This is a genomic window from Vibrio sp. IB15, from assembly GCF_016406055.1.
GTDB classification, from domain to species: Bacteria; Pseudomonadota; Gammaproteobacteria; order Enterobacterales; family Vibrionaceae; genus Vibrio; species Vibrio chagasii.
Window position 1 is genome coordinate 18,348 of sequence record NZ_JAEFCE010000049.1, and the last position, 20,670, is coordinate 39,017.

General features: G+C 43.7%; 22 protein-coding genes. 11 read left to right on the top strand and 11 right to left on the bottom strand.

All coding sequences use genetic code 11. From position 1 onward, the window contains the following. Positions 1 to 4: 4 nt before the first annotated feature. The 4 genes from JC606_RS17010 to JC606_RS17025 are packed head-to-tail and all read right to left on the bottom strand — an operon-like array spanning position 5 to position 2,274. Positions 5 to 412, bottom strand: coding sequence for a CBS domain-containing protein (locus JC606_RS17010; RefSeq protein WP_137408865.1), 408 nt, complete (start codon positions 410 to 412; stop codon positions 5 to 7). After that, positions 409 to 759: a P-II family nitrogen regulator gene (locus tag JC606_RS17015; protein WP_004737873.1), complete on the bottom strand. Its 351-nt coding sequence runs from the start codon at positions 757 to 759 to the stop codon at positions 409 to 411. Before JC606_RS17015 ends, JC606_RS17010 begins: the two co-directional genes overlap by 4 nt. Beyond that, positions 749 to 1,543: a DUF1538 domain-containing protein gene (locus JC606_RS17020; RefSeq protein WP_198779027.1), complete on the bottom strand. Its 795-nt coding sequence runs from the start codon at positions 1,541 to 1,543 to the stop codon at positions 749 to 751. Before JC606_RS17020 ends, JC606_RS17015 begins: the two co-directional genes overlap by 11 nt. Continuing rightward, positions 1,540 to 2,274, bottom strand: a complete 735-nt coding sequence (locus tag JC606_RS17025; RefSeq protein WP_171366509.1) for a DUF1538 domain-containing protein — start codon at positions 2,272 to 2,274, stop codon at positions 1,540 to 1,542. Before JC606_RS17025 ends, JC606_RS17020 begins: the two co-directional genes overlap by 4 nt. Positions 2,275 to 2,578: 304 nt before the next feature. Between JC606_RS17025 and JC606_RS17030 the strand changes: the two genes are divergently transcribed. The 6 genes from JC606_RS17030 to JC606_RS17055 all read left to right on the top strand — a co-directional run bounded on the left by JC606_RS17030 (position 2,579) and on the right by JC606_RS17055 (position 7,702). After that, positions 2,579 to 3,493, top strand: coding sequence for a TIGR01777 family oxidoreductase (locus JC606_RS17030; RefSeq protein WP_004737869.1), 915 nt, complete (start codon positions 2,579 to 2,581; stop codon positions 3,491 to 3,493). 43 nt (positions 3,494 to 3,536) lie between these two features. Next, complete coding sequence (locus JC606_RS17035; RefSeq protein WP_198779028.1) at positions 3,537 to 4,364, top strand: SDR family oxidoreductase; 828 nt, start codon at positions 3,537 to 3,539, stop codon at positions 4,362 to 4,364. 398 nt (positions 4,365 to 4,762) lie between these two features. Further along, positions 4,763 to 5,617 carry a co-chaperone YbbN gene (locus JC606_RS17040; protein ID WP_198779029.1) on the top strand — a complete coding sequence of 285 codons (855 nt, stop codon included), beginning with the start codon at positions 4,763 to 4,765 and terminating at the stop codon, positions 5,615 to 5,617. Between the two features lie 203 nt (positions 5,618 to 5,820). After that, complete coding sequence (locus tag JC606_RS17045; RefSeq protein WP_004737866.1) at positions 5,821 to 6,750, top strand: SPFH domain-containing protein; 930 nt, start codon at positions 5,821 to 5,823, stop codon at positions 6,748 to 6,750. A gap of 3 nt (positions 6,751 to 6,753) precedes the next feature. Further along, positions 6,754 to 7,203, top strand: coding sequence for an NfeD family protein (locus JC606_RS17050; RefSeq protein WP_198779030.1), 450 nt, complete (start codon positions 6,754 to 6,756; stop codon positions 7,201 to 7,203). 319 nt (positions 7,204 to 7,522) lie between these two features. Further along, positions 7,523 to 7,702 (top strand): hypothetical protein, encoded by a 180-nt coding sequence (locus JC606_RS17055; protein ID WP_004737863.1) that lies wholly within the window; start codon positions 7,523 to 7,525, stop codon positions 7,700 to 7,702. A gap of 64 nt (positions 7,703 to 7,766) precedes the next feature. Here the strand turns inward: JC606_RS17055 and cueR are convergent, their stop codons facing one another. The 5 genes from cueR to zipA all read right to left on the bottom strand — a co-directional run bounded on the left by cueR (position 7,767) and on the right by zipA (position 14,008). Continuing rightward, positions 7,767 to 8,159: a Cu(I)-responsive transcriptional regulator gene (gene cueR, locus JC606_RS17060; protein ID WP_198779031.1), complete on the bottom strand. Its 393-nt coding sequence runs from the start codon at positions 8,157 to 8,159 to the stop codon at positions 7,767 to 7,769. Positions 8,160 to 8,252: 93 nt separating this feature from the next. Next, positions 8,253 to 9,068 (bottom strand): DUF2057 family protein, encoded by an 816-nt coding sequence (locus JC606_RS17065; protein WP_198779032.1) that lies wholly within the window; start codon positions 9,066 to 9,068, stop codon positions 8,253 to 8,255. Between the two features lie 122 nt (positions 9,069 to 9,190). After that, positions 9,191 to 10,321, bottom strand: coding sequence for a porin (locus JC606_RS17070; RefSeq protein ID WP_004737858.1), 1,131 nt, complete (start codon positions 10,319 to 10,321; stop codon positions 9,191 to 9,193). Positions 10,322 to 10,844: 523 nt separating this feature from the next. Further along, positions 10,845 to 12,857, bottom strand: a complete 2,013-nt coding sequence (gene ligA / locus JC606_RS17075) for an NAD-dependent DNA ligase LigA (protein ID WP_198779033.1) — start codon at positions 12,855 to 12,857, stop codon at positions 10,845 to 10,847. A gap of 92 nt (positions 12,858 to 12,949) precedes the next feature. Further along, positions 12,950 to 14,008, bottom strand: a complete 1,059-nt coding sequence (gene zipA / locus JC606_RS17080) for a cell division protein ZipA (protein WP_137408855.1) — start codon at positions 14,006 to 14,008, stop codon at positions 12,950 to 12,952. Positions 14,009 to 14,236: 228 nt separating this feature from the next. Between zipA and cysZ the strand changes: the two genes are divergently transcribed. From cysZ to crr, 5 genes are all read left to right on the top strand, one after another. Beyond that, on the top strand, positions 14,237 to 14,992 hold the full coding sequence (gene cysZ / locus JC606_RS17085) for a sulfate transporter CysZ (RefSeq protein ID WP_137408854.1): 756 nt from the start codon (positions 14,237 to 14,239) through the stop codon (positions 14,990 to 14,992). Between the two features lie 219 nt (positions 14,993 to 15,211). Further along, positions 15,212 to 16,180, top strand: coding sequence for a cysteine synthase A (gene cysK, locus JC606_RS17090; RefSeq protein ID WP_198779034.1), 969 nt, complete (start codon positions 15,212 to 15,214; stop codon positions 16,178 to 16,180). Positions 16,181 to 16,482: 302 nt separating this feature from the next. Further along, positions 16,483 to 16,740 carry an HPr family phosphocarrier protein gene (locus tag JC606_RS17095; protein ID WP_004734263.1) on the top strand — a complete coding sequence of 86 codons (258 nt, stop codon included), beginning with the start codon at positions 16,483 to 16,485 and terminating at the stop codon, positions 16,738 to 16,740. A 136-nt stretch (positions 16,741 to 16,876) separates the two neighbouring features. Further along, complete coding sequence (gene ptsI / locus JC606_RS17100; RefSeq protein WP_198779035.1) at positions 16,877 to 18,601, top strand: phosphoenolpyruvate-protein phosphotransferase PtsI; 1,725 nt, start codon at positions 16,877 to 16,879, stop codon at positions 18,599 to 18,601. Positions 18,602 to 18,707: 106 nt separating this feature from the next. Next, entirely contained in the window at positions 18,708 to 19,217 is a 510-nt protein-coding gene (gene crr / locus JC606_RS17105) for a PTS glucose transporter subunit IIA (RefSeq protein WP_004737851.1), read from the top strand. Between the two features lie 101 nt (positions 19,218 to 19,318). Here the strand turns inward: crr and JC606_RS17110 are convergent, their stop codons facing one another. Then, positions 19,319 to 20,443, bottom strand: a complete 1,125-nt coding sequence (locus tag JC606_RS17110) for a flagellin (RefSeq protein WP_137408852.1) — start codon at positions 20,441 to 20,443, stop codon at positions 19,319 to 19,321. Between the two features lie 114 nt (positions 20,444 to 20,557). Then, on the bottom strand, positions 20,558 to 20,670 hold a 113-nt coding region (locus JC606_RS17115), incomplete at its 5' end, for a flagellin (RefSeq protein WP_259397661.1).

A 20,670-nucleotide genomic window follows, 5' to 3' on the forward strand; every position in this document is an offset into this window, starting at 1 on the left:
ACGGCTAAACGTCATCTCCCACCATACCGTTGATAACAATATTATTGTAACTAACCATACCGACAATCTTATTATCACGGACCACAGGAGCGCGGCTAATACCAAAGCGTTCAAACAAGCGTGCACAATACTTCACATTCATTTCGGCAGACACGCTTAACGCGGGCTTAGTCATGATTTCATAAATATTAGTACGTTCAGGGGAGCGATTTTTGGCCAATACTTTTTTGGCAATGTCGTTCATCAACACAATCCCATATTCATCATCTACATGACGCTTATCCACGATGATCGCTTTTACTTTGTGCTTTTTCGCCATTTCTATCGCTGCTAACACTGTGGTTAGGCCATCGATAATCACATAGGTATTGGCCATTACATCGCTGACTCGGATTTTGTCACTGGTATTCATAGCTCGTCCTCTACGACTTTAGTTAATGTTTCGACTTGATGTGCAACCCCAACCGCGTCTTCGACATCGATTTGCACCGCTATTCCTTGCCCTGATTCTTGGTCGAACTCCCCGACTTTTCCTATCGTCTCTAAAATATGTCGGGCTAAATGCTCCTCAACAACAAACAGCAGCACATCTTTTTGTACCTCAAGCGTCAGACCGAAGAAGGTACGTTTTTGGTTTAGCCCCTGCCCTCTGGCATTGTTGATAACGGTGGCCCCCGTCGCGCCCGCATCACGCGCCGCATCGAGCACGATGTCAGTCTTGCTCTCTTCCACAAACGCTAAGATCAATTTAAAGCGCATCTTTGCTCTCCTTAGAGGTGTGTAAACGGTTTAACCATTGCGTTATTTGGGCATAGCCCATTACTGAAATAATCGGAAACAAGCTAGCAAAGGCGATTAACCCAAAACCATCGATCACCGGGTTTCTCCCAGGTACGGTAGAGGCAAGTCCAAGCCCCAATGCTGTCACCAGTGGCACTGTCACCGTCGATGTGGTAACACCGCCCGAGTCATAGGCCAAAGGCACAATCAGTTTAGGAGCGTAAAAGGTTTGGATCACCACAACGATATAGCCAACAATGATGTAGTAATGAATAGGATCACCAGCCACGATCCGATAGCTGCCCAGCGAAATACCGATTGCAACACCGAGTGCAACGGCAATCCGGAGCCCATTGACGCTAATACTGCCACCGGAAACTTGATTCGCTTTAATCGCAACCGCTATCAATGAAGGCTCGGCGATCGTGGTACTGAATCCGATACAGAACGCAAAAAGATAGACCCAGTAATAATCAAACCATGTTAGGGCTAAGCCAGAACTGATTTTAAATTCAGTCAGAAAAGACGGCTCCGTTAACTGCATCGCCATCGTCTCTCCTAAAGGAAATAAGGCCAGTTCTAGCCCCATCAAGAAAAGAGACAAGCCAAGAATGACGTAAAAGAACCCTATCAATACTTTGGGCAGGTTGTTGACTGGCCTGCGTAGCACCGCCAATTGAAAGCCAAATATGATCACCGCAATCGGAATCACATCCATCACGGTGCCAAGAAAGGTATCGATAAACTGTTGAACACTGATCATGTCACCACCATTCCATAGACCATGACAAACATCATCGGCAACAGTGAAGCAAACGCAATCAACCCAAAGCCATCAATCATGGGATTACGACCTTTAATGGCCGAAGCCAGCCCCACACCTAATGCCGTCACCAACGGAACAGTGATGGTTGATGTAGTCACGCCGCCAGAGTCATACGCGATCCCGATGATATTTTCGGGTGCAAAAGCAGTGAGCACCACCACTCCGATGTAACCACCGATTATCATGTATTGGATTGGCCAACCTTTTAGGATCCGAAGTACACCAAGCAATATTGCGATGCCTACCGACAATGCAACGGTGAAACGCAGACCATCGGCATATTCTTCCATCTCATCATTAGAATTGGGTATCACACCGCCCTCAGCAGCCACTTCTGCGGCTTCGGCTGCAACCGCCGTTAACGCAGGCTCCGCTATGGTAGTACCGAACCCCAGACAAAAAGCGAAGATCAATAACCAGAATACGCTACCCTTACGAGCAAAAGCTTGTGCCATAGATTCGCCGATCGGGAAGAGCCCCATTTCAAGTCCGAAAATAAAGAAGGTAAGCCCGAGAACCACCAGCACTAAACCCGCCAAAATAGACAGCAGATGCGGAAGCGGCTCTTGTAAAACAGCAAGCTGGAAGAACGCGATCACGGCAACAATAGGCAGTAGATCACGAAGGCTACCTAACATAGCTCGAAACAAAGCTAGCACTGCCGTCATCGCAACTCCCTATCACCAATAATTACGTTTAATTATCTATCCGTAACAATCATGGCAAATCCTTATTATTTCTAATGTGATAAACATTACGCAATTGGTAACATATGCGAGTAAAATCTCTTAACTGTGATAACGATACACTTATCTAAACTAATGAATTAAATTTCACTGTTTAACTAATCGTTGGAGAGGTCATTTAGGCATCATACGATTGAAACCAACTGATCGTTATAGTGATTTTTTCGTATTGGTTGGCGATTAAAAACAAGCCATGTCTATAATTATGTTTAATAAGGAGATTGGTATGAAGATATTGTTAACTGGTGGTACTGGATTTATTGGCTCTGAATTGATCAAGAGTTTGAACACTGACGACGTTACATTGCTCACGCGAAACCCTGAAAAAGCGAAACAATGCCTAAGCCACCTGAACCAAAACAACCTTCATTATATCCAATCCCTTGATGAGCTGAGTGACCTCAACGATTACGATGCAGTAATAAACCTCGCTGGTGAACCTATTGCAGATAAACGCTGGAGTGATGAGCAAAAAGAGAGGATCTGTAGCAGTCGCTGGCTTATCACAGAGAAGATCGTCGAACTCATTCAAGCAAGTACAACACCACCTGAAGTCTTTATCAGCGGATCTGCCGTCGGCTACTATGGCGACCAACAACAACACCCATTTGATGAGTCACTGCAAGTCGAAGACGAAAGCTTCCCTCATAAAGTCTGTGCTCACTGGGAAGAGATAGCTAAACGAGCCGAATCAGATAATACTCGCGTTATTCTATTAAGAACCGGAATTGTTTTGGGTGAGAATGGTGGTGCACTCAAAAAAATGCTGATGCCTTACAAGCTTGGTGTCGGCGGACCTCTTGGTTCGGGTAAACAGTACATGCCTTGGATTCACATGCTCGACATGGTCAGAGCCATCAATCACTTGTTGTCACTCCCCCACGCTCAAGGTGAGTTCAACATGTGTGCTCCTCACCCTGTGACTAACAAGCAATTCAGTAGCACTCTCGCGAAACAATTGCGTCGCCCTCACTTCTTGTTCACCCCAAAGTGGGCAATGTCGCTACTGATGGGCGAATCGTCATGTTTGCTGTTCGACAGCATTCGTTCCAAGCCTAAGAAGTTAACTGAAATGGGCTTTATATTTAGTTACTCAAGAATCGAGCCTGCATTAAAAAACTTGTTACAACATCAAGACTAATTCTTTACTCTAAGAGCAAAGAAGCTCTGATAAAGGATTAAGTGTGAACAAGTCGATTCTCATCACTGGTTGCTCAACTGGCATTGGCTACACCTGTGCTCACGCACTCCACAAACGCGGTTTTCATGTCATCGCATCTTGCCGCGACCCACAAGACGTTCAACGCCTTCAAGAAGAAGGTCTCACCTGTATTCAGTTGGATCTTGCCAACAAGGAAAGTATAGAGAACGGAGCGAAACAAGCCATCAAACTAGCACCTAATGGATTGTATGGCCTGTTCAATAATGGGGCTTATGGTCAGGCCGGTGCTTTAGAAGATCTACCGACGCAAGGACTAAGAGAACAGTTCGAAACCAACTTCTTTGGTTGGCACGACCTCGTTTGCCAGATCCTGCCTCATATGCGAGAGCGTGGCGAAGGGCGTATTGTCCAAAACAGTTCTGTACTCGGATTTGCTGCAATGAAATATCGTGGAGCGTATAACGCATCAAAGTTCGCAATTGAAGGTTGGACAGACACTCTACGTTTAGAGCTGTATGGCAGTGGCATACACATTTCATTACTCCAACCCGGCCCAATCGAAACCCAATTTAGAACCAACGCCTTAAAAGCTTTCAATAAATGGATTAGCATCGAAGGCAGTGTTCATCAGAACGCTTACCAACAACAAAAAGACCGACTTGAGAAAGAGTCATCGAATAACGCGTTTGTTTTGCCTGCCGAAAGTTGTATCGAACCGGTTTATCACGCGCTCACCGCCGATAAACCCAAGCTAAGGTACCGAGTCACCACTCCCACTAAGGTGTTTGCTGTATTGAAAAGGTTACTTCCGAGCCGTTTGTTAGACCCTATTCTCAGAAAAGCTGCATAAATTACTAACTTTGAATGAACAGTCGCAAACTTTAATGTAACGATGTAATTTATTCGTAACAATAAGATGTCATGATTTAGCCTATCTCATCAGTTATCCCCAACTGATGGACTAACCCTTTGGATACTTCATGACTTTAAACCGCCTTAATTTGGTAGGTCTGAGTCTGGCAATTACGTTGTTTATTCTGTTTTGAGTATCTTACGTAATACCTCACTGACCACCTCACTGAGAACGCTGTGTCTTCCATGTTGAGCTAACAACTCTATCAATGTTGAAGCATGGCGTTTTTCTATTTTTGCCTCTTTTTACCCGAGATTACCCAGTTAGATCTTGAAGTTACCCGCTTATCACCCCATATTTGCAACGTATCCCCAAACAAATCTCAAGGAACGTAAATGCAATCTCCGCATATTGTTGAACTTAATGAGCAGAACTTTCGTCAAGTACTAGAAGGTTCGATGCAGACCCCTGTCCTCATCCATTTTTGGGCACCAATGAGCCAAGAGAGTGCTCAAGTCATTCCTGAACTACAAACCTTAACTCAGCAATACAATGGTGCATTCACGCTCGCGCTATTAAATTGCGAACAAGAACAAGCCATTGCTAGCCAATTTGGTGTTCAAGCACTGCCTACTATTGCACTGTTTGTTAACGGTCAACCTGTCGATGGCCTAGGTGGTCCGCAGCGCATGGAAGCAATTGTAGAAATGCTTGGCAAGCACCTGCCAAGCCAAGATGAATTGGCGCTACGCCAAGCACTTGAGCAAATGCAAGCTGGTGAGCACACTCAAGCTTTAGCGGCTATGCAGCAGCTTCCAGCTGAACTAACGAGCAAAGGTGAAGTTAAACTGGCCATTGCAGAGTGCTTACTAGAAACCCAGCAATTTGACCTCGCAGAAGCTCAGCTAGCAACAATTCCACTCGAGTACCAAGACAACTACTACAAAGGCTTAGTCGCCAAGCTTGAACTTCATAAGCAAGCGGCCGATAGCCCAGAGATCCAAGCATTAGAGGCGGCGCTTAAGCAAAACCCAAGCGATGCGAAAACCGCATCAGAATTAGCACTGCAATACCATCAAGTAAACCGCAGTGAAGAAGCGATGGACCTACTGTGGCCTTTCCTAATCAAAGACCTCAACGCTCTTGATGGAGACATGAAAAAAGAGTTCATGGATATCCTAAGTGCACTTGGACAAGGCAATCCTGTTGCCAGTAAGTACCGCCGTCAGCTTTACTCTCTACTTTACTAATCAGGTTCCTGATACCTATACAGTAAGTAGTCAAATACAAATTCGATAAAGCAACTCATAAGCTTTTTGAATACAAAACTCATAATGGGCCATAAAATCAATGTTTTATGGCCCATTTCTCATTTATAAATTTGCCCCCACTTTAAATATGCGCCAGTATGAGTAATAAACGATTCAAAACTTAAACTTGCAAAGGACTTTGTATGCCTATTGATACCTTGATTACTATTGGCGTCTTTACTGTCGTCGCGTTGCTCTTTATCTTCGCAGGCGTAAAAACCGTTCCACAGGGCAACAACTGGACCGTAGAACGCTTCGGACGCTATACACATACGCTAAAACCAGGCCTTAACTTAATCATCCCATTTATTGATAAAATCGGTCAGCGAATCAATATGATGGAGCGAGTTCTTGATATACCCGCGCAAGAAGTTATCTCTAAAGACAATGCCAATGTAGTTATTGATGCGGTCTGTTTTGTACAAGTAATCGATGCTGCAAGAGCTGCGTATGAAGTCAACGACCTCGAGCACGCGATTCGTAACCTAACGTTGACTAACATCCGTACGGTACTGGGTTCAATGGAACTTGATGAAATGCTAAGCCAACGTGACATGATCAACACCAAGCTTCTTAACATCGTGGATGAAGCCACCAACCCGTGGGGCGTAAAGGTTACCCGTATCGAAATTAAAGACGTACAGCCACCAGCAGACCTAACTGCAGCGATGAATGCTCAGATGAAAGCGGAACGTAACAAACGTGCCGATATCTTAGAAGCAGAAGGCGTAAGACAAGCTGAGATCCTTAAAGCTGAAGGTCACAAACAATCAGAGATCCTAAAAGCTGAGGGTGAAAAGCAAGCAGCAATACTTCAAGCAGAAGCACGTGAACGTGCGGCAGAAGCAGAAGCGAAAGCAACAGAAATGGTATCGACCGCAATTGCTCAAGGTGACATGCAAGCCGTGAACTACTTTATTGCACAAGGCTATACCGAAGCATTGAAGTCAATTGGGCAAGCAGAAAACGGTAAGATCATCATGCTACCACTTGAGGCCACTGGACTAATGGGCTCTGTTGCAGGTATCGCAGAAATGTTCACACACAAGAATGATACAAATAGTAAGGACTAACTTATGGTCGAATTACTAGAACAAGTAAACCACTGGCATTGGCTGGCGTTTGGTCTAGCATTGCTTGCACTTGAACTGGTTGGAACCGCTGGTTACTTTCTATGGATTGGTATCTCAGCCATGTTGGTCGGTGCTCTTTTGGGTGCTCTACCAATTGGCTGGCAGATGCAATGGCTGTCCTTCGCTAGCTTCTCCCTCATCACTACTTGGTTATGGTGGAGAAGACAACTATCTAGTGATAAGCAGTCAGATTCAAATAGAGAGCTCAACCAAAGAGAAAAGCAGCTGGTAGGTCAGACGCTAATCCTTAGTGAAGACGTAAAGAAAGGTAGCTGTCGCATTAAATTCGGAGACTCTTCTTGGTCAGCGAAAGCTAGCCAAGATATTCCATCAGGCACAGAAATAAAGATTGTTGCTTTAGACGGAATAGTTCTAGTAATAGAACCTTTATAATTTTTGAATATAAAAAGCCTGCATTTTCAATGAATGCAGGCTTTTTTCATTTTTATTCATCAATAATATTTTAAATATCATTATGATAGATTTAATTGATAACAAAATAAGTTCTTATTTCATAAAGCTAAAAAATTTGAATGAATCCAAAAGGCATAAGAAAGCCAAGTTTGTTAGCCAACATACATATGAATAGTTCGCCTCACTATCGCTTAATTATAATTATTAAAAATGTTAAGTCCGTCCAATTTTTGAAATTTTCTTCACCTTGTCCATACTTTCACTTATCTCAATCGGAGATAAAACTAATGGAGTTTGTATGAGACATTTTCTAATCATTGTTACTGCTATTTTTAGCTTATCATTCGGAAGCGCTCTAGCGAGCAGTCAATCACCTGGTAACGGTAATATGGGACCTATTGTTAAGTGTTCAGATGGTAACGCGGTCACTCATGTACCACTACTGATCTGTAAACATTACGGCGGAAAAGTGCTGTGATAGGTAGGTAAGTCAGGCTAGTAATATCATTTACAGCCTGACTAATATTTATTACTGAAATGCTCTAAGTACGGCCGGATAAATTGTTTAAGATAGGACAATCCGTAGAAGCGTCACCAGGGCAGTCATGTACCCACGATTGCAATTGGGCCTTCATTTTATTGAGCTCCGCAAGCTTCAATTCTATTTCATCTAACTTCTGAGTCGCTTTCTGTTTTACTTCAAAGCTCTGTCTATTGGGGTTCATCGCTAACTCAACTAAGGATTTACACTCAACAAGTGTGAACCCAACCATTTTTGCTCTGAGCACAAACTCTAGCTGTTCGATATGAATCTCACCGTATTGCCTGTAGCCATTTTCTGAACGATGTGGAGGGCTCATCATGCCTTTACTTTCGTAAAAACGAATGGATTTCGCTGTTGTACCAACACGTTTCGCTACTTCACCAATATTCACAATGTTACCTGTAAGCTTAAAATGAAAAACCGCAGTACTGCTGTTATACAATACTGCGGTTGAAAAACATAGTTTGGAGCTTAGGTTAAAGGCTTACTCTTGCTCTAATAACCAAATCATCGTCTGAGATTTTTCTTCGCTATCTAGTTTGTTAAACCAGTAAGAAACCATTTCGATCTCTTTAGAGCCTTCTAATGGTGCTGGGTTCGCGTTCTTACGATTCTTAAATGCCCAATCTGTCACTGCAGATTGCTCTTCTTTTGTTGCTTCACCATACCAGTAATTCACCATCTCTTGCGCTTGTGATGCTTTTGGCTCTTCAGCAACAACTGCTGCTACTGGAACAGCCGCGACTGCAGCAACCACAGGACTAACTGCAGTATTTTTATCCCCTGTATTCACGATAGCTTCAACGTAGCCTGCAGGAACAGAAAACGAAATACTATTGGCATTTGAAACCTGGATATCAAAAACCAAGTCTTTAAAGGGGGCTTCATCGAATAATTCATTCGAAACTGGAAACTTCACATACTGAGTTTGAGTACAGATATCACTGCATGTCTCAGCTGATGCTGCATAAGGTTTTAACTGGACCTTATCGTCTGCTCCCTTAACTCGCGCAAAACGATATTCATTATAATTTTTGAAATACTGCAGCTCCATTGTGATGTATGAATCCGGAACTGCGCGATCGTTGGTTGGGGTAACATAATTCAATTCTAGGGATGAGTTCACTAATTGTCCTTGCTTTACCTCAAGTACGTCAGGAGTTAACGACTCACCAACAACCACTTGGTAATTTTGCTTACTTTCTATTCTTTTGACAGCGTCCGTAAAGTCGCTGCTTGAATCCAATGTAGTGCACCCAATTAAGAACAAAGGAATCGACGCTAAAACTATTTTTTTCATATTAACTACCTCGAGGTTTTCACCCTAATATTATTCGATGCCTTTGATTTCTTAGGCTAGACCATAAACGAAGATGCGCCGACTTATTAGCCAGCGCATTTTTTCTTCACAATACACCTTTATTAGAAGCCGTACTCTAAACCTACGCGAGTTACGAATGTGTCAGTTTGTGCTCCGCCAGATTTAATATCACGTTGAGCCAAACGGATGTAAGGAACAAAGCCATTATGTACGTACATTAACTGACCTGAGATTACACTATCTTCATCATCCTGTTTTACGCCCGCTGTTTTTGAATCCATATTTGCCGCATAACCAAGCTTGAAGCCCCAAGGACCGTTCCAGTATTGACCAATTACAGAGTAAGAAGCTTGCTCTGACTTATCTCCACCTTGTACGTCTGATTCACCAGCTTTATAAGCAGCTGAGATACCAAAGCCTGCAGGCAGTGATGCTTCAAAGCCGACTAGGTAACCAAATGTATCAGACATTTTAGCGTCAGTTGCAGCAATAGCATCACCAAAATTAATACCAGTGCCACAACCTGACGCCTCTACACATGTACTCGCAGCTGTTGCTGCTGATAGTTCGCGATCAGATTCAGCTTCTACTGCAGCATGGAAAGTAATCGTGTCTGCCAAACGATAATGAGCAGCTGCACCATAGAAGTAGTTATCTTTAACGCTTGAGTCACCACGACCCGTTGCAAGGTTAAAAGTAAAACCATTTAAATCAGCTGAGTCGTAACGTGCCATATCACCATGACGATCGCGGTTGTATTTAACATCACCGCCCCAATCCCATACTGCGCCTAAACCAGGGTTAGCGTAAGGCCAGTCAATTACTTCGTACATAGGAGTCAGCATACGACCAAAGCGTACTTTACCCCAGTCACCCTGAAGGCCTACAAACGTGTCACGATTACCCAATGTTGCGCCGTCACCGTTTTCACCAACATAACCAGATTCTACCTGCATAAATATGTTTAGGTTATCAAACATGTCTTTGCTTGCACGGAAGCCGATACGAGATTCATTCTCGTAATCGTAACCAGTACCTGTATCAGTTTTAACACCTGCTTTAGTTTCCTCTGAGTCATAGTTAACAACAGAGATAGCTGCAACACCATAAGCTTGTACATTAAAATCAGAAATGATGCCTACTTGAGATGATTCTGTCCCAGCAAGTGCTCCTGAAGAAATCATCGCTACTGCAGCACCTAGTAGAGTACGTTTGAAAAATTTGTTTTCCATGGAATAAAACTCCTAAAAATGGATATAGCTGTTTGAATATTCCCCACCTAAAGTTGGCCGCCGTAGAGAGAAATACCTTTTCTTGTTTGAGAATCCTTAACGCTGAATTCTCTATTTCCTTTCTGGGTATACACATCGTGCATCCATGGCATTAAGACTAACTTCGCCCTCAAAAAGATCAATGAGAACTTAATTTTCATCTAAAAAAATATGAGTTGGTGCAAATTTACCATGTACTTAGTGATCCAGATCGATAAATTAAAAAGGCCACACACAACAACACCCAAAACCATATAAAACAGCAACTTAAAACAAATTACCTTTTATAAAAATAGATATGACTCGCATTTCTGATACAACTAGAACGCTATTTCATTAATGTTGAGCACCGTCACTGTCCTGATTTTGTACTTCGTATAGGAACAAAATTCTCAACAATTAAAAAGCCACCATTTTTATAGCGGACACAAAAAAGGCACTCTCTTGAAAGGAGTGCCTTTGAGCTTTTTTTACCTGAATTTACTTACGAAAGAAGAGCAATTAGATCTTCTTCGGTTCTTATTTCGATACCTAAATCTTGTGCTTTGGTTAATTTAGAACCTGCTGCTTCTCCGGCAAATAGGATATCGGTTTTCTTAGATACGCTACCCGTTACTTTGGCACCTAACGCTTGAAGTGCAGCTTTCGCTTCACTTCGGCCCAATTGAGACAATGAACCCGTTAGCACAACCACTTTTCCTTCTAAAGGCAATTCTTGGTCATCTGGCGCATCTTCAATCACAGGCCAGTTCACGCCTAGTTCGATAAGCTGTTCAACGACCGCTCGGTTTTTCTCTTGTGAGAAGAAAGCCGTAATATGACTAGCAACGATGTCGCCAATATCGGACACTTCAACAAGCTGTTCATGAGTTGCCGCTTGAACGAGCTCTAATGTCTTGAAATGCTGTGCTAAGTTCATCGCAGTCGCTTCACCGACTTCACGAATACCGAGTGAATAAAGGAAACGCGCTAACGTCGTATCTTTCGCTTTGTTCAGCGCACTCACCACGTTCTGTGCCGATTTCGGCCCCATACGGTCAAGCACCGTAATCACGCCAGCGCTAAGTTTAAACAGATCAGCTGGTGTTTCGACCATTTCACGATCAACAAGCTGCTCTATTACTTTCACGCCCAGACCATCAACATCAAGCGCCTTTCGAGATACAAAGTGCTTAAGCGCTTCTTTACGCTGAGCCTGACACACCAAACCGCCAGTACAACGCGCTACAGCTTCCCCCTCGACACGCTCAACCGTAGAGCTACATACAGGGCATGCATCAGGGAAAACGATGTCTTTAGCCGTCTCAGGGCGCCGGTCTTGTACAACCGCGACAATCTGTGGAATCACATCACCAGCACGGCGGATAATAACGCTATCACCTACCTTCACACCTAGACGAGCAATCTCATCAGCGTTGTGTAGCGTTGCATTACTCACCGTCACACCACCGACAAAGATAGGCTCCAGTTTAGCTACAGGCGTAATAGCACCGGTACGGCCTACCTGAAACTCAACATCGTTAAGCAGGGTAATCTCTTCTTGAGCCGGGAACTTGTAAGCAATCGCCCAACGAGGGGCTCTAGCAACAAAGCCAAGCACTTCTTGTGCCGCGATATCATCGACTTTAATCACCACGCCATCGATCTCATAAGCCAGAGCATCGCGACGCGTCATGATATCTTGGTAATACGCTTTTACATCCTCAAGTGAGCTAAGCTGCTTAGTCTCAGGACACATAGGTAAACCCCAGCCTTTCAGCTGCAAGAAGCGTTGGTAGTGGCTAGTTGAGAGCTCTGCACCTTCAACCACACCCACGCTGTAAGCATAGAAAGCTAATGGGCGTTTTGCGGTAATACGGGAATCCAGCTGACGCAAACTACCGGCTGCTGCATTACGCGGGTTAACAAAGACTTTCTCGCCTTTCTTCAGCGCCATTTCGTTCAGTTTATCGAAGCCGGCTTTTGGCATGAACACTTCGCCACGCACTTCAATACGTTCTGGCCAACCTTCGCCTTGTAGCTTAAGTGGAATCGAGCTGATGGTACGTACGTTTTCAGTGATGTTCTCACCCGTTGCGCCATCACCACGAGTCGCCGCTTGAACTAATGTCCCGTTCACGTAAAGCAAGCTCACAGCAAGGCCATCGAGTTTAGGCTCACAACAGAAAGTTTTAAGGTTCGCGGTTGGCGCCCTATCGGACATACGCTTATTGAACGCATCCAAATCTTCATCAGAGAATGCATTATCCAGAGAAAGCATTGGGATCTCGTGAGTCACTTGTGTGAAGCCATCTAGTGGCTGACCACCAACACGTTGGCTCGGTGAGTCAACAGTTACTAGCTCTGGGTTCTCTTCTTCGATCTTTAGCAACTGTTGCATTAATCGATCGTACTCAACATCAGGGATCTCTGGGCTATCTTCTACGTAATAACGAACGGCATGATAGTGCAGAGTTTCTCTTAACTGCTCTAAGGTCACTTGAATCGATTCTTTCATATCATTCTCTGTCGTGATTGAAATATCAAAAAGGGCTCCCTTAGGAGCCCTTTTCTATAAATATAGATTATTTACTAGGCTAAACAATATGGCTAAACATTCGCTGCCGACATGAAGTCTCTAATCTGTTTGCGATAGTCTGATAAACGGTTTGGTGTCATCAAGTTACGCGATTCATCCAAGACGTTTCCACCCATATCATCAGCAATCTTCTGTGCTGCACTCAACATCACATTGAAGTTTTGATCTGCTTGACCATAGCATGGCAACGTCATGAAGAACGAAATACCCTTAGTCGTAAAGTCAGCTGGGTCATCATGCTCTAAAGTTCCTGGCTGCATCATGTTCGCGACACTGAAGATAACTTTAGGCTCATCAGCTGATTGTGCAAAACAGTGGTAAATAGACATCTCACCGTAGGTTAAGCCATTGTTCTCCATGCTGCGGAAAAGTTCAGTACCAACAAATGGGATTTCTCCAGCACAGTGAACATTAAGGACAATCACCTCTAAGCCTAACTCTTCATCTTGCTTTGTTTCTTCAACAGGAGCAGCTTGTGGGGCAACACTCTCTTTAGCTACGAATGGTTCACTTGCAGTAAAAGTTTGTTGTGAAGCCATTGGCTCACTTGATACTACAGGCTCAGCAACTTGTTCTGCTTCAACTTCTTCAAAAGAGCCGTACTGCTCTTTAAAACCTGCATGGCTCTCTTTTTGCTCATCGGTCAGTTCGAAGCTAGGAACCTCTGGTTCTACTGCTTGTTCAACATCTTCCGGTTCGCTATCAACCTTAATAGGGTCTTCAACACTGAAAGAAGGCAAATCATTCAACTCGATATCGTCTTGTTGCTCTTCTTTTGATTGTGGTGCTGTAAGCGGATCTGAATCGATCAGCGGATCAGCCGCAGATGGCGATACCGCAAAATCCGGCTCTTTACGCTCTTTTCGGATTATTTCAAAATCATCTTCTGGGGCGAATGAACGGTTTGGGATGGTTTCAGCATCGTCTAAGCTATCATTATCTAGCTTGCCAAGTGGCTTATCTCCAAACTTTGCTTTCCCTTCTTTTTTACTCGTCCACAAACCGTGGAACAATAATGCGGCGATAGCTAGTGCGCCAACAATAATGAGTACAAATCGCAATTCCTGCATTTTTCGCTCTCAGCTTTCTTAGTCAACTAGCGGCAAAACGCTGTCACTAAGTTGGGTTAATTTGACCAATCTCACTACTCTATCAAAAGTAGCCACTGTTTTAGAACAACTTAATACAATTAGTTCCTTAGATGGTGTGATTTTCACCACGCTTTTTTTCTTAATTTCGGTCGAGTACACTAGACGTGTTTGCTATTTAACCAAATTCACATGTGACCTTAATTAAATATGACTATTGAATCTGTTCCCCGCTCCGGCTTTGGCTATTTTGTTTTCGGAATAAAAATCGCGTTGTCACCGAGCATTCGTAAATTTGTGCTACTTCCTCTAATCGCTAACGTCCTGCTGGTTGGCGGTGCGTTGTTTTATATCTTCTCTAACTTAAACACTTGGATTGAAGGCTGGATGGAAGGTTTACCAAGCTTCTTGTCATGGTTGTCCTATATCTTATGGCCACTATTGGTGTTAACTGTCTTAGCAACGTTTTCATATTTCTTTAGCACCCTTGCCAATTTCATTGCAGCTCCTTTTAACGGTTTGCTCTCTGAAAAAGTCGAAGAGCTACTTAGCGGCAAGAAAGTCAATGATGATGGCCTACTTGATGTTCTTAAAGACACACCGCGTATTTTAGCAAGAGAATGGCGCAAGCTTGTCTACGTTCTGCCAAAAGCGATCGGTTTATTCCTACTTTTGTTAATTCCAGCACTAGGACAAACCGTTGCACCGTTTTTATGGTTCATCTTCACCGCGTGGATGTTAGCGATTCAATACGCCGACTACCCATTCGATAACCATAAAATCAAATTTGATGACATGAGAAATAGTTTGAAACAAAAACAAGGTAAGAGCTATAGCTTCGGCGCGCTTGTTTCCGTGTTCACTACTATTCCAATTTTGAACCTGATTGTAATGCCCGTAGCCGTATGTGGTGCAACCGCGATGTGGGTTGCTGAATTTAAAGACCAAGCTCTACGCTCTCGCTAATTCTCCCCTCTGTATTAGCCTATCTATTTGAAGTTCTGACTTCACTGTAGATAGGCGTCAATTCTGCTACATATCTATATGATATAACTTTTTAATCCTTTTACCTTTTTTTCAACTTGTTTAATCTAAATTCAAGCTAAACAAACATCGAAAGACACTAGACGGTAAAGTGATTGATATACATACGTTTAGTGCTGTCATTAAATGAAGGAATATCGCATGAGCAAGATCTACGAAGACAACACCCTAACGATTGGTAATACACCTCTAGTCCGCCTAAACAAAGTAAGCAAAGGTAACGTCCTAGCTAAGATCGAAGCTCGTAACCCTAGCTTCAGTGTTAAGTGTCGTATCGGTTCTAACATGATCTGGGAAGCAGAAAAAGCAGGTACCCTTAAGCCAGGTATCGAGCTTGTTGAACCAACCAGTGGTAATACAGGTGTTGCACTGGCGTTCGTAGCAGCAGCGCGTGGTTACAAACTTACACTAACTATGCCTGAGTCAATGAGCTTAGAGCGTCGTAAGCTGCTTAAAGCGCTTGGCGCAAACCTAGTACTGACTGAAGCACCAAAAGGCATGAATGGCGCGATTGCTAAAGCAGAAGAGATTGTTGCTTCAGATCCAGACAAATACCTACTACTACAACAGTTCAACAACCCAGCTAACCCACAGATTCACGAACAAACAACAGGTCCTGAGATCTGGGAAGCAACAGACGGCGAGATTGACGTGTTTGTAGCTGGCGTAGGCACAGGCGGTACTATCACTGGTACAAGTCGTTACATTAAAGGTGAAAAAGGCAAAGCCATCACTTCTGTCGCGGTAGAACCAGCAGAATCTCCAGTAATCGCACAGGCACTTGCAGGTCAAGAAATCAAACCAGCTCCGCACAAAATCCAAGGTATCGGTGCCGGTTTCATCCCTGGAAACTTAGATTTAGAACTTATCGACCGCGTAGAGTCAGTAACTTCTGAAGAAGCAATTGAAATGGCTCAACGACTAATGAAAGAAGAAGGTATCCTTGCAGGTATCTCTTCAGGTGCAGCAGTAGTAGCCGCGAACAGAATCGCTGAACTACCTGAATTTTCAGGAAAAACCATTGTCACTGTACTTCCAAGCTCTGGTGAGCGTTACCTAAGTACAGCGCTATTTGCAGGTATCTTTACGGAAAAAGAGAACCAACAATAATATGTGGTCAAATCAATTTTTCGTCCAAAAAAGCCCCGTTTAGGGGCTTTTTTGTTGATCCCTGCCCCACCTTTGGTAATATCGGGTCTGTTTTATTTTTCGCTTCAAAATAAAAGAAGCAATAAACAGATTCTGAAGGTCGTGAGTCCTCAACAAAAGATGACCATGGCTGGATAAAAATTTATAACCAGTCTAAGTTCTAACACGAACATGGCGTACTAGCCTCTAGCGCATTTGAGCTAAAGCAGTTAAGCTAAACTGGTTACAAACTTACAAAAAATAAATTAATTGGGGTATATAAAATGTACGAGAAGCAAGTAGAAATCACAGCAGAAAACGGTCTTCACACTCGTCCAGCTGCACAGTTCGTTAAAGAAGCAAAATCTTTCGACGCTGACATCACAGTGACTTCTAACGGCAAAAGCGCTAGCGCGAAAAGCCTGTTCAAACTACAAACTTTAGGCCTAGTAAAAGGTACTAACGTAACTATTTCAGCTGAAGGTCCTCAAGCTCAGCAAGCAGTTGACCACCTAGTTGCTCTTATGGATCAACTACACTAATACGGTCTCCTTCTTTCAAAGCCATTTTGCATAGCAAAGTGGCTTTGTTCGAAATAGATAGGAATAAGCGCGACATTAGTCGACGACTTAAAGTCACACACTCTCCCGTTTACAGTTGAACAACTAAGGTAAGGCTATGATTTCAGGCATCCTAGCATCTCCTGGTATTGCTTTCGGTAAAGCACTACTACTTCAAGAAGATGAAATTGTCCTAAACACTCAATCTATCTCTGACGACCAAGTTGAAGCAGAAGTACAGCGTTTCTTTGACGCTCGTAACAAATCTTCTCAACAACTTGAAGTTGTTAAGCAAAAAGCACTTGAAACTTTTGGCGAAGAAAAAGAAGCAATCTTTGAAGGCCACATCATGCTGCTTGAAGATGAAGAGCTAGAAGAAGAGATTTTAGCACTCATCAAGAAAGAAAAAATGCACGCAGACAACGCGATCCACACTGTGATCGAAGAGCAAGCTTGTGCGCTTGAATCTCTTGATGATGAGTACCTAAAAGAACGTGCAACTGATATCCGCGATATCGGTACTCGTTTCGTTAAAAATGCTCTAGGCATCAACATTGTGTCTCTATCAGACATCAGTGAAGAGGTTATCCTAGTAGCTTACGACCTAACGCCATCTGAAACTGCACAAATCAACCTAGACTACGTTCTTGGTTTCGCTTGTGACATCGGCGGTCGTACATCTCATACTTCAATCATGGCACGTTCTCTTGAGCTTCCAGCTATCGTTGGTACTAACGATATCACTAAGCAAGTTAAGAACGGCGACATGCTTGTGCTAGACGCGATGAACAACAAGATCATCATCAACCCTTCTGAAGCTGAACTAGCAGAAGCTAAGAAAATCAAAGCAGATTTCGAAGCAGAAGCGGCTGAACTAGCAAAACTAAAAGATTTGCATGCTGAAACTCTAGACGGTCACCGTGTAGAAGTTTGCGGCAACATCGGTACAGTAAAAGACTGTGGCGGTATCCTGCGTAATGGCGGTGAAGGCGTTGGTCTGTACCGTACTGAATTCCTATTTATGGACCGTGACGCGCTTCCTACTGAAGAAGAGCAATACGTTGCTTACAAAGAAGTAGCTGAAGCAATGAACGGTGAGTCAGTGATCATCCGTACTATGGATATCGGTGGCGATAAAGATCTACCATACATGGATCTTCCACAAGAGATGAACCCGTTCCTAGGCTGGCGTGCAGTACGTATCAGCTTGGATCGTCGTGAAATCCTACGTGACCAACTACGTGGTATCCTACGTGCATCTGCACACGGTAAACTACGCATCATGTTCCCAATGATCATTTCTGTTGAAGAGATCCGTGAACTGAAGAAAGCAATCGAAGAGTACAAAGCTGAACTTCGCGCTGAAGGCCTAGCTTTCGATGAAAACATCGAAATCGGCGTAATGGTTGAGACTCCAGCAGCAGCTGCAATCGCACACCACCTAGCGAAAGAAGTATCTTTCTTCTCTATCGGTACTAACGACCTAACGCAATACACTCTTGCGGTAGACCGTGGTAACGAAATGATTTCTCACCTATACAACCCGCTATCTCCTGCTGTTCTTACAGTAATCAAGCAAGTGATCGACGCATCACACGCTGAAGGTAAGTGGACTGGTATGTGTGGTGAGCTTGCTGGTGATGAGCGTGCAACACTTCTTCTTCTTGGTATGGGCCTAGATGAGTTCTCTATGAGCGGCATCTCTATCCCTAAAGTTAAGAAAGTAATCCGTAACTCTAACTTCGCTGAAGTTAAAGCTATGGCTGACGAAGCACTATCTCTACCTACAGCTGCTGAAATTGAAGCTTGCGTAGAAAAATTCATCGCTGAGAAATCTCAGTAATCGCCAAATTCTTAATAGAGTTAGACGGCTAAAAATAGTCGTCTAATTTGTTAGATTGGTATAGTATATTCTACAGAATAAAACTAAACGTTAGGAGCATGACACAATGGGTCTGTTTGACAAACTGAAAAAGCTTGTATCTGATGACAGCGCTGATGCTGGTGCAATCGAAATCATCGCACCTCTTTCTGGTGAAATCGTAAACATCGAAGATGTGCCAGATGTAGTTTTCGCTGAGAAAATCGTTGGTGACGGCATCGCGATCAAACCAGCTGGCGACAAAATGGTAGCTCCAGTTAACGGTACTATCGGTAAGATCTTCGAAACTAACCACGCATTCTCTATCGAGTCTGACGACGGTGTTGAGCTTTTCGTTCACTTCGGTATCGATACTGTTGAACTTAAAGGCGAAGGCTTCACTCGTGTAGCTGAAGAAGGTCAATCTGTTAAAGCTGGTGACACTATCATCACTTTCGACCTAGCGCTTCTAGAAGAGAAAGCGAAATCTACGCTTACTCCAGTTGTTATCTCTAACATGGACGAAATCAAAGAGCTGAACAAGCTTTCTGGTTCTGTAACTGTTGGTGAAACTCCAGTTCTTAAAGTAACTAAGTAATCTCGATTACTTATATGCTTTAATAAAAACGCTACCTAAGGGTGGCGTTTTTTATTACCTGAAACTTTTGTTCCTGAGCGATGTTCATCGCTGTAAGTCATTTAACTGAGCAAGCCAAGTGCCGAGCTAGGGCTCTGTTTCGCTTGGGCTAACAATGCGGTAGTCGCATCTTGCAGCACTTGTGAGCGCACCATCTCCGTCGACTCACGCGCAAAATCCGTATCGCGTATCCGCCCTTTAGATTCAGTCACACTTCGGTTCACCGTATTAAGGTTCTCTATCGTGCCACTAACCCGGTTTTGGAAGCCACCTATTTCACTTCGATGCGAATCAACATACTTAATTGCCGCGTCAATGACTCCAATTGAAAGCTGCGCCCCGCCAACAGTCGACATATCGATGTTGTCCATTGTGACTAACGCACCAGCACTAACATCAAGCTCATCCGCTAAACTGCCCTCTAACGTTACACCTTCAGGTGCATTCAGCTTCGAGGCAAAGAATTGCAGTTCATTGTTTTCAGTCACTGAGGCACTCACTATCGATTGCTGCGCATTGATATAAGTAGCAACTTGCTCGATGCGATCTCCTAGCTTGAGCCGAATAGATTCTGTTTGGGTTTGCCCTTTACTGTCTTGGTATTCAAATTTAAGGGTTTGACTATCTTTAGTGACTCGCCAATCTTTATCGACCGCATCACCAACATAATGCTGCCCTCCCATCTCCGGAATGTGACTGCGCATATTTCGCAGTGTCAGAGAGATAGAGTTGGCATTTGCACCAATATGGAAGCTTTGCGAGCCGTAAGAACCATCAAACAGGTTTTTATCTGCAAATGTCGTCGTGATCGCGACACGATCAAGCTCATCTTGCAGCGCTACGACCTCGTATTGAATACTTTGCCGATCACTTGAGTCATTACTGCCGTTTGCCGCTTGAAGCCCCAGAGAGCGCAAGCGTTGCAATATATCACTGCTCTCATGCAAAGCTCCTTCTGCAGTTTGTGCCACCGAATACGCATCTTGTGCATTTCTCAAGGCGACATCAAGCCCTCTAGTTTGAACGTTAAGAGTATTGGAGATTTGCAGACCTGCAGCATCGTCACTGGCGGAGTTAATCCGATAACCTGAGGTGAGGTTTCGCTGAGACTCTATGTTTTGCTCGGCCGCATGACTGAGGTGTCGCTGCGTCATCATCGCAGTGACATTGGTATTTAAAGAGACCATCTAATCGATACTAACTCTTTATCATCTGCCCTATTCGGTGTAGCTAATACGTGATTTGCATAAACAAAAAGCCAGGGGTGAGCCTGGCTTTTGTATCGCGTCGTATTAGGTTAATTAACCTAGTAGGCTAAGTGCCGAGTTCGGCGCTTGCTTCGCTTGAGCAAGAATCGAACTTGAAGCTTGAGAAAGGATCTGAGACTTAGTCATCTGAGTCGTTTCTTTCGCGA